Origin of the sequence: Lentzea flava, assembly GCF_014648475.1 — a bacterium.
In the GTDB taxonomy this organism is placed as follows: Bacteria; Actinomycetota; Actinomycetes; order Mycobacteriales; family Pseudonocardiaceae; genus Lentzea; species Lentzea flava.
Genome location: NZ_BMRE01000131.1, coordinates 1 through 2,768, shown reverse-complemented (window position 1 = coordinate 2,768; position 2,768 = coordinate 1). Strand labels below are relative to the sequence as shown.

Genomic DNA, 2,768 nt, shown 5'->3' with positions numbered 1-2,768 from the left:
GCGGATGAGGAGGCCGCTGAGGGCGCCGGAGACGAGTTCGCCGTGTTCACCGACGATGCCGAGAGTTCGCTTGCTGAGAGTTCGCTTGCTGAGTTGGATCTCTCTGGGCTGGAAGAGGACTCGGATTCGGATGACAGCTGGATCGGTGCTGTTGGAAGGGATTCCCCGCCTGTCCGATTGAACCTTGCGGATCTGAGGCGGCGTATCACAAGTGATGTGTCGGCTTTGCCGAAAGACGACGAGAACGACGACACTGATGAGGGGGCAGCCGCCTCCGACGAGCCAAGCGCGGGACGGGCTTCCCCTGCGCGGTCGGCTTTTGGCGCCTCTTCGGCTTGGCCGACCGGCATGGACGACAGTGGATCGGATGTGGACTCGGACGGTTCTCCTAGCTGGGAGGAGGATCCGGAGCACTTCCCGCTCGAAAGCGAGATCTCCGCCGATCTCGACGCCAGCGTGGCACGGGCGAGGGAAGCCGGGAACGCTGAGGAGGTCGCGCCGCTGGAGCGTCACCCCAGGCCAGCGGATGCCTTGGCAGGCATCGAGGAGACCGGACATGACGCCGCTGAGCCTGCCGCCAGGCGCGGGGCGTCGCAAACGATGGCCGCCGAGCTGCGGCCCCTGGAGCCGGTGAACGTCTGGTTCGACGAGGGCAAGCGCACCGCGTCCTCCGACGCGCTCAGTCCTGTCCTGGCCCAGGCACGGCAGGTGGCCCAGGTGATGGTGCGGCGTGCGGGCATGAACGAGACCGGGCTGAAGGCCACGATCACGGGCCGGGGCAATGGCCGATCGGGTTTCCTCCGTGCCGGCAGGACCTCGGCGGCCGCACGGCACCGAGCCGAGTTCGTGCGGGACCAGTTCCTCGCGGCGCTCAGCCAGGAACTCGAAGTCCTCCAGGGCGACCGTCCGGTTGTGTCGGTGAGCGACATCGAGGTTCGCCTGGTGACCGAGATCGGCCGCACAACGGCTGCCGTCACCGCCGAAGACATGCGCCGCACCACTGTCGAGATCACGCTTGCCGACAGCTTCACACCGCAGCAACGGGCGGCCATCGGTTACGACCGCGTCATGGACGGGTTGTCCGAACTGGTCATGTCGCGCAACGATCTCAGTACCAGGATCGCGGAATACACGGCGCTCGCCGATAGCGGACTGGCACATTACGAGCTTCCGGACAGCACCCGTGACCAGCTCGTCGCGCTCAACCGGTCGCTTGCCGCACATCGGGATCCGGCGGTGAAGGAGCGGGTGCGGACGTTCGTCAACGAGGCCGTGCTCGCCGCATCCCTGACGCCGGTCAGGGATCAGCCCGGCCGGTCGAGGTGGGGCGGGCGCCAGAGAGACCGGCGCGAGATCAGGGTGATCTCCTCCCACCGGCTCTCCCGGCTACTCGGAGAACTGGACGCTTTCGTGTCCCTGGGCAGGGATCCGTTCACGGACGCTTTGTCCTCGACACGCGCGATCGACTTGCCCGCGGAGGCGGATCTGCCGGTCCGCCTCGCCGTGCTGGGGCTGCTGAACCTCAGCGAGGCAGGCAGGTCTGGGGTCGTCTCGTCGGAGTTGTACACCGCGCTCCTGGCGAACCCACCAGCCCTCGTCGAGTCGATGTTCGCGAGCACCGGTCATGAGGAGCAGTACTTCCTCGCGACATGTGTGGCGGCCGCGGTCGACACCGCCGTTCGCGTCACCCTGCCGAACATCGTGGCGTTGTTGCACATCGGCCGCACGGCGGCAACGGCGACCGAAAACAGCATTCGAAAGGTGCCCAGCGACGTCAGGGGTAAGTCGGACCGGCTGTTCCGTCGTTCTCTCGAGGAGATGGTCCTTGAGCGGGTCGCGGACGCGCGAGCGGAGTTCGACGTGATCGAGCGTTGGGCGCGGGAGCTGATCGACTCCGATCAGTCCGATCCGGAGGTACGTCGGGAGTGGCGTGCGCTGAGTGAGCGCTGGGGCCGGGCGATGCAGAAGCTCGCTGCCGCCGACCTGACCGGGGGCACGGCTCCCGTGCTCACGCGCAAGATCATCAAGGGTCACTGGGCGACGAGCGCGATCGTCGCCGCGCCCGTGCTGGTCGATCGGGGTTGGCGCAGGCTGATCGGTGTTGACCAGATGACCTACGTCGAGACGTTCCGCAGACAACTCGCTGACACGTTCCGCACACAACTCGCTTTTGGGCCAGACGAGACGTTGTTCGGCAGTTCTCGCTCGACAACCGATGAACGAGTATTCCTCGCGGATTTGGACTCCGCACGACTAGCGGCGTTCTGGCAGCGGGTTGCCGCGACCAATGGCGTCATCGTGGCAACGACGGGTCACCAGGTTCATGTGCAAGCGACCGTGGTTGATGAAGAACCCGTGTTCATCCTGAACGATGGGAAGCTCTCCGATCCATCGGTGCTGACGACCCGAGAGTTCGCCGAGTGGGCGGAGCGCCGGGATGCGAGCGTGAGCGCGGCAAACACCCCCGGCGACGATGACCGATCCGTTGGTTCGGACGAGAGCCAGACGGGTGTCGATGGCAGGTTCGTCACCGTGCCTGTGGTGAGCGAGCCCGGCGAGCCGGTGGGGTTCTTGTTCCCGACGGAGCAGTCTCGCCTTGAGCGTGAGCCGGACGTGTCGTCGATCGTGTCCGTGACGGTTGCGAGGGAACCGGTGGCGCTCCCGTTCGAGGCGCGGCCGGTACTACCGCCGATCTTCGAGGACGACGGCGACGATGAGGCGGCGGCGAACCAGGCCGATTCGGTCGTGGACGGGAGTACTGGCAGCGC

The 2,768-nt window shown here is 66.4% G+C and carries 1 protein-coding gene; it reads left to right on the top strand.

The annotated features are described in order from the left end of the window. Positions 1-42 precede the first annotated feature (42 nt). Positions 43-2,768: hypothetical protein (locus IEZ09_RS45790; RefSeq protein ID WP_189260128.1), on the top strand; the 2,726-nt coding region annotated here is incomplete at its 3' end.